Source organism: Phenylobacterium sp., assembly GCF_036402295.1.
Lineage (GTDB): Bacteria > Pseudomonadota > Alphaproteobacteria > Caulobacterales > Caulobacteraceae > Phenylobacterium.
The window spans coordinates 1-6,769 of sequence record NZ_DASWTE010000460.1 but is presented as its reverse complement, the minus strand read 5'-3'; the positions used below and the strand labels follow the sequence as shown (position 1 = coordinate 6,769).

The window sequence follows — 6,769 nt, the reverse complement described above, 5'->3', positions numbered from 1 at the left end:
CGACCTACTTGCGCTCGGTCGGGTCCGAACCGTCGGAGGGCGCGCCCGTGCCCGACGAGCCCATGAACAGCTTCTTGCCGTCCGGGAACGTCACGTCACGGCCGTTGGCCTTGCAGGCCGGGCGGCAGAGCTTGTCCTTGGACTGGTAGCCGCGGACGATTATCTCGGTGCCGGGCTTCAGCGAGTTGCGGTCGATGCCGGCGCGCAGCAGCGTGTTCGGCGTGCCGCCTTCCACCATCCAGTCCTGGCCCGTCGTGCCGTCCTTGATGTGCACCCAGGCGTGCGGGTTGATCCACTCGACGCGGGTCACCTTGCCGCGCAGCAGCACCGGCGCCTTGCCGTCGAACTCCGCGGCGAACGCATGGTGGGCCCAGGCCGCGCCGCCGGCGGCCGCCGCGCAGAGCGCCGCGCCCACGGCCCCCGCGATGATCAGCTTCTTGTTCGTCATCTCGCGCCTCCAACGCCGGATGCAGAGTATCCCTCGAAGGTCGGGTTTGCCGACCGATTCTTTAGCTCGTTACTTCAGCGGTTCCTTGCGCAGGTCGCCGTACATCAGCTCCTCCACGAACTCGACGCACTTGAACTGGTTCAGCCGCGCGTCGTCGCCCTGCCGCTTGTAGAGGTTGAAGCTCATCTTCCAGGGCTTGGTGAAGGTGTTCGGGTCGGTGATCGTCGCCTCGTAGCGCATCACGCCCGGCCCGGTCGGGGTCCAGCGCTCCTCGACCTTCATCTGGTCGGAGTGGTGGTTGCCCGCGCGGTCGAACCAGGTGCGGTCGTTCATGCCGGTGACCGTGACCACCAGCGAGTCGCCGTCCCACTTGGCCACCGACTGGCCCATCCAGCTATCGACCGGCGGCGGGCCGGGATCGGTGAACAGCACGTTCCGCACCGCGCCCGCGTACTCGTAGGCGATGATCATCGACTTCTCGGATTGGAAGATCTGGAACGGCAGGTGCATGTAGTTCGCCCGCGGAACGCCCGGCAGGTAGCACTTCACCTCGGGGTCGCGTTCCAGGTAGTTCGCGCGGTTCTCGTCGCGCGTCTTCTTGGCGTCTACCGTGTAGGGGATCTCGCCGCCTTCCACGATGCCGAGGCCCGCGGGCACCGCGCCCACCGCGCCCAGCGCCACCACGGCCTTGGCCGGCACCGGCACGAACGGACCGGGGCGCAGCTGCAGCGCCGCGCGGGCGGCGTGGGGCTCGATGTCCCAGCCGGCCGAGTTCATCGCCTGCCAGACGCCGTTCAGGTCGGGGTGCTTGCCGTCGGGACCGCGCGGGGCCTTGTAGGTCGCGCCGGCCTTCGCCTTCTGAGCCTGCGCCGTCATCGGGGCGGCCGCCACAAGGCCGACCACAGCCAACGCCGCCATGAGCTTGATCATGTTCCCGTTTCCCCCAACCGCGTCCCCTGGTTCGGCAACGCCTTAATTGGACCCAAGCCTATTCAACCTTTCGACGCCGCGCCAGCGACGCCGCATTTTGACAAACCGTCGGGCTGCTTTATGCCGCCCCGCATGACGCTGCGCCCGCTCTTCGTCACGCCGGTCTATGAGGCAAGCCTTACAACAGACCGTAGCTTCGAAAATTTCAACCACGAGATTTTGGAGGCCTGCCATTCCCTGGCGGCAGACGACGCCGCCGGCCGCGCCTGGAGCAAGACCCACGGGTACGGCGGCTACACTTCGTACGCCTCGCTCGACGACCTGCCGCAGCGCATGAGCATCTTCGCCGAGCTGAAGACGAAGCTCGACCGGCACGCGAAAGCCTTCGCCGAGCAGCTGCATCTCGACCTGCGCGGCGGCAAGCTCCGGCTCGACAGCCTGTGGGTCAACGTCCTGAAGCCGGGCGCCGGCCACTCGGGCCACATCCACCCGCACAGCGTGATCTCGGGCACGGTCTACGTGGAGACGCCGCCCGGCGCGAGCGCGCTGAAGCTGGAGGATCCGCGGCTGCCGCTGATGATGGCCGCCCCGCCGCGCCGCGCCGACGCGCCGCAGGAGTCCCAGGCCTTCGTCTACCTGCAGCCGGCGCCGGGCACGGTCTACATGTGGGAAAGCTGGCTCCGCCACGAGGTCCCGGCCAACCGCGCCCGGACCCCGCGGGTGAGCGTGAGCTTCAACTACGGCTGGCGCTGAGGGCGTCGTCACGTCCGGAAGCCTGACCGGGCGCGCTTTGCTCGCCCATGACCGCGGCCGCCAATCTCATGACCGGCCGTTGCAGGGCGGGACTGGCGCAGACTCGCCGGCCATGTTCCGCTGGGGTCGGATGGTCGACACCCCGACACCGGCGTTCCCGCCTCTCCACGCCCGCGCCGTGCTGCTGGGCGAGCGCATCGACACCGCAGGGCTGGAGCGGCGGGACGCGCTCTCCACCGTGCCCCTCGCCTTCCGCGTCGGCGAGCAGGGCATGGCCGTGGTGTTCCGCTACGGCGTCGTCGTGCTGATCGGCCTGGACACGCTGGCCGAGGACGAAGTCCTGCGCGGCATCGCGCCCCGCGTCGTCGCGCCCTTCGACAAGCGCGAAGAGGAGGTGGCCGTCCTCGCACCCGCCGAAGCCGACGAACGGGTCGACCCCGATGGCCTGGTGCGCATCCTCGACCGCACGCCGCCGCGGTTGATTGTCGTCGCTCACGCCGTCGCCGCCAGCGCCGTGCTGGCCCACCACGAACGCCAGGTGGACGAGGTGCTCGACATCGTCGAGCCCTGGGCCAGCAACCTCGCCCGCTCTGGCCGCCGCTTCGCCGGCCGCCGCCACATCATCCGCCTCATCGGCCAGGCCCTGCTCGTGGAGCACAGGGTCAGCGGTCGCGTCGCCGTGGGCGACAAGCCCGACCTGCTCTGGGACCGGCCCGACTTGGGGCGGCTCTACGCGCGCCTCGAGAACGAGTTCGAGCTCGACGAGCGGGCCGAGGTGCTGAACCGCAAGCTGGGCCTGATCGGCCAGACCGCACGATTGATGACCGACCTCATCGACACCGAGCGATCGCTGCGGCTCGAAGCCGCCATCGTCGCCCTCATCGTGTTCGAGATCGCGCTCACCCTCTACCAGATGGCGCGCGGGCTGCCCTGACCGCTCAGTCGTCGGCGATCGTCTGCGCCGGGGCGAACTTGCTCCCGAAGAAGTCGCCCTTGTTCCATTTCGGTCGCTCGGGGTTGTCGGCGAGCTCGCGGGCGATCTCGTAGTTCAGGCGGGCGAACTTGGCGCCGGCGGCGTAGTCGATCCCCTGGGCGAGGTCGTCGCACGGCCGGTGGTAGCACGACGCTAGGAAGCCACGGAACTTTGCCTCGCCGCCGTTCTGGAAGCCGGTCATCAGGAACGCCGACGGCACGCCCACCTCGACGAAGCGGAAGTGGTCCGAGCGGGTGAACAGCCCCTCCTCCGGCATCGGGTCGGGCGACAGCGCGACGCCGGTGCGCTGGGCCGCGCGGCGCACCGCCCCGCCCAGGCTGGAGCGCTCGGCCCCGAACGCCACGACGTCCAGGAAGTCGTAGGTCAGGATCGGCATGTCCAGGTTGACGTTGGCCACCAGCGCCGACAGCGGGACCGTCGGATTGCGCGCGAAATACTCGGCGCCCAGGAGGCCCTTCTCCTCGGCCGTCACCGCCAGCACCAGCACCGAGCGGCGCGGCGCATGGCCCGACTCGCGGAAGAAGCGCGCCACCTCCAGCGTGGTGGCGATGCCGCCGGCATTGTCCAGCGCGCCGTTGTTGATGCCGTCGCCCTTCACGGGCGGGCTCACGCCCACGTGGTCGAGGTGGGCCGAAAGCACGACCACCTCGTCCTTCAGCGCCGGGTCCGAGCCCTCGATCAGGCCCGCGACGTTGGCGCTGGGCGTCTCCTGGCTCTCGGTGTGCAGGGTCACGTCCAGCGACGTGGCCAGGGCCAGCCGCGGCGGGTCGCCCTTGGGCTTCTCGGCGGCCTTCACGACGTCGTCGAAGCTGACCCTGGCGCCGGCGAACAGCTTGGCGGCGCCCCTCACGCTGACCGCACCCAGTTGGGGCGTGTCGAGCGCCACGTCGTGCAGCGAGCCGTCGGCCGCCTTCCAGGTCATCGCCCAGGACTGCCAGGTGCGGCGGCCGTCGGCGAAGGGCCGGCGGCGCTCGTCGCTGGGCAGGTTGAGCGTGATGACGCCCGCGGCGCCGCGGGCGGCCGCGGCCGCGCGCTTGGTCCGGCCGTTGCCGTAGTAGGCGCGCTCCTCGGTCTGGAAGCCGGAGGGGGCGCCGCTCAGCACCACGACGATCTTCCCCTTCACGTCGAGGCCCTTGTAGTCGTCGCGCTTGCGCTCGGGCGCCACCACGCCGAAGCCGACGAAGACCAGGGGCGCAGCGACCTTGCGCTCGACCGGGCCCGGCGGGCGGCCGACCATGACCTCGTCGCCGAAACTCAGCGGCGTCTCGACGCCGTCCTTGCCGCGGACCACGAAGCGGCCCTCGTCCATCGGACGGAAGGCCACCAACGGCACCGGCTGGAAGTAGGTCCCATCCCTGCCCGCCGGCTTCAGGCCCAGCTGGGCGAACTGCGAGGCGACGTAGCTGGCGGCGATATCGTAGCCGGGCGAGCCGGCCTCGCGGCCCTGGAGGAGGTCGCTCGCGAGGAAGGTGACGTGGGCGCGCACATTCTCGGCCGACGTCTGGAACTCGGGCGCGGGCTGCGCGGTTGCCGGAGAGACAAGCATGGCCGTAGCCGCGAGGCCGGCCAACACGAGGGGCGAGTTCATCGGGACTCCGCAGTTTGCGCCTTTCTAGCGCAAAGCCGATGGCGCGCGCCACGTACGCCATAAGTGTTTGCAAAAATTATAGAAAGTAGACGCGATACACTTGACGGTTGCAACCCGGCGTCACCACTCTGCGCCCAGGGAGTGGCCCTGGCCGGCTCGGCCCGGGGTTCGGAAATCACTGGGGAATTCCATGCTGGCATCCAGGCTCAGGGCGATCCTGCTCGCCTCCATCGCGGCTGCAGGCCTCGCGGCGGCGGCGCCCGCGGCGGCGCTGACGATCGCGCTCAACGATATCGGCGGGGTCACCGGCTCGCCGGCGGCCCAGGGCTTCGCGATCGCCGCGAAATACTGGGAGTCGGTCATCACCAACGACGTCACGCTACAGATCGACGTCGGCTTCACCGCCCTCGGCCCGGGCATCCTGGGCGGCACGTCCAGCGCGCTCGCCACCTTCGTCCCGATCGACGGCTACTACGGCGCGCTGGCGGCCACCGGAAACAGCGCCCTGGACGCGATGGCCGTCACCACCCTCTCTCCGCTGGATGGCGCGGGCGGCGTCGACGTGCTGGTCCCCGGCTACTTCTCGGGCACTGAGGGGATCGACCCGCTCACGAGCCGCCTCGCGCCCGACGGCGAGATCACCCAGACGATGGCGCTGACCACCGCCAACCTCAAGGCGCTGATCGGCGACGTGGACCTGGGCGTCCAGGACGCCACCATCGAATTCTCCTCGACCTTCGCCTTCGACTTCGACGCCCGCGACGGCATCGCCGCCGGCCAGTTCGACTTCGTGGGCGTCGCCGTCCACGAGATCGGCCATGCGCTGGGTTTCGTGAGCGCCGTCGACGACTTCGACTTCTTCGCCGGCGACACCGGGCCGGTGGACGACTTCTGGTGGGGCTATGCGCTGGACATGTTCCGCTACAGCGAAAACGGCGGCGACCCGATCCTCGACTGGACGCCCGGCCACGACAGCTACTTCTCGCTCGACGGCGGCCAGAGCGCGTTCCGGGACGGCTTCTTCTCGACGGGCACGGACTTCGGCAACGGCTGGCAGGGCTCGCACTGGCTGCCGCCGGCCGGGCCGCCGTGCGCCGACTTCCGCGGGATCATGAACCCCTACATCTGCGGCGGCCTCGGCGACGAGGTGAAGGCGCTGGACCTGGCGCTCTTCGACGCCATCGGCTGGAACCTCGACTTCGACGTCCTGGCGAACCCGCGCTACGCCTTCTCCACCGCCCAGATGCGGACCGACTTCGTGCCCGAGCCGGGCGCCTGGGCGCTGATGATCACCGGCTTCGGGCTCGCGGGCTCGGCCCTGCGCCGCCGGCGGCTTTCCCTCCCTTGATGGGGAGGGAGGGGCCGATCAGCTGTCGAGGAAGCTGCGCAGCTTCCGCGAGCGGCTCGGGTGCTTCAGCTTCCTGAGCGCCTTGGCCTCGATCTGGCGGATGCGCTCGCGGGTCACCGAGAACTGTTGGCCGACCTCTTCCAGGGTGTGGTCGGTGTTCATGCCGATGCCGAAGCGCATGCGCAGGACCCGCTCCTCGCGCGGCGTCAGCGACGCCAGCACGCGGGTGGTGGTCTCGCGCAGGTTGGACTGGATGGCCGCGTCGATCGGCAGGACTGCGTTCTTGTCCTCGATGAAGTCGCCGAGGTGGCTGTCTTCCTCGTCGCCGATCGGCGTCTCGAGGCTGATCGGCTCCTTGGCGATCTTCAGGACCTTGCGCACCTTCTCCAGCGGCATGGCCAGCTTCTCGGCCAGCTCTTCCGGGGTCGGCTCGCGGCCGATCTCGTGCAGCATCTGGCGGCTGGTGCGGACGATCTTGTTGATCGTCTCGATCATGTGCACCGGGATGCGGATCGTGCGCGCCTGGTCGGCGATCGAGCGGGTGATCGCCTGCCGGATCCACCAGGTGGCGTAGGTCGAGAACTTGTAGCCGCGGCGGTACTCGAACTTGTCGACCGCCTTCATCAGGCCGATGTTGCCCTCCTGGATCAGGTCCAGGAACTGCAGGCCGCGGTTCGTGTACTTCTTGGCGATGGAGATCACGAGGCG

7 protein-coding genes are annotated in these 6,769 nt (G+C 69.5%); 3 read left to right on the top strand and 4 right to left on the bottom strand.

Going from position 1 to position 6,769, the window contains the following annotated elements; all coding sequences use genetic code 11:
- Nucleotides 1-4: 4 nt before the first annotated feature.
- Both VGD44_RS25820 and VGD44_RS25815 read right to left on the bottom strand, forming a co-directional pair.
- On the bottom strand, nucleotides 5-448 hold the full coding sequence (locus VGD44_RS25820; RefSeq protein ID WP_331091557.1) for a DUF6152 family protein: 444 nt from the start codon (nucleotides 446-448) through the stop codon (nucleotides 5-7).
- A 69-nt stretch (nucleotides 449-517) separates the two neighbouring features.
- Entirely contained in the window at nucleotides 518-1,378 is an 861-nt protein-coding gene (locus VGD44_RS25815) for a hypothetical protein (RefSeq protein ID WP_331091555.1), read from the bottom strand.
- A gap of 132 nt (nucleotides 1,379-1,510) precedes the next feature.
- Here VGD44_RS25815 and VGD44_RS25810 point away from each other — a divergent pair, with 132 nt between their 5' ends.
- Together VGD44_RS25810 and VGD44_RS25805 are read left to right on the top strand one after the other, a co-directional pair.
- On the top strand, nucleotides 1,511-2,131 hold the full coding sequence (locus VGD44_RS25810; RefSeq protein WP_331091552.1) for a TIGR02466 family protein: 621 nt from the start codon (nucleotides 1,511-1,513) through the stop codon (nucleotides 2,129-2,131).
- A 112-nt stretch (nucleotides 2,132-2,243) separates the two neighbouring features.
- Entirely contained in the window at nucleotides 2,244-3,065 is an 822-nt protein-coding gene (locus VGD44_RS25805) for an RMD1 family protein (RefSeq protein WP_331091550.1), read from the top strand.
- A 4-nt stretch (nucleotides 3,066-3,069) separates the two neighbouring features.
- Here VGD44_RS25805 and VGD44_RS25800 read toward each other — a convergent pair whose 3' ends face one another.
- Nucleotides 3,070-4,713, bottom strand: coding sequence for a M28 family metallopeptidase (locus VGD44_RS25800; RefSeq protein ID WP_331091548.1), 1,644 nt, complete (start codon nucleotides 4,711-4,713; stop codon nucleotides 3,070-3,072).
- 190 nt (nucleotides 4,714-4,903) lie between these two features.
- Between VGD44_RS25800 and VGD44_RS25795 the strand changes: the two genes are divergently transcribed.
- Complete coding sequence (locus VGD44_RS25795) at nucleotides 4,904-6,061, top strand: NF038122 family metalloprotease (RefSeq protein WP_331091546.1); 1,158 nt, start codon at nucleotides 4,904-4,906, stop codon at nucleotides 6,059-6,061.
- Between the two features lie 18 nt (nucleotides 6,062-6,079).
- Here VGD44_RS25795 and rpoD read toward each other — a convergent pair.
- Nucleotides 6,080-6,769, bottom strand: a 690-nt coding sequence (rpoD, locus tag VGD44_RS25790; RefSeq protein WP_331091544.1) for an RNA polymerase sigma factor RpoD, incomplete at its 5' end; no start/stop codon positions are given.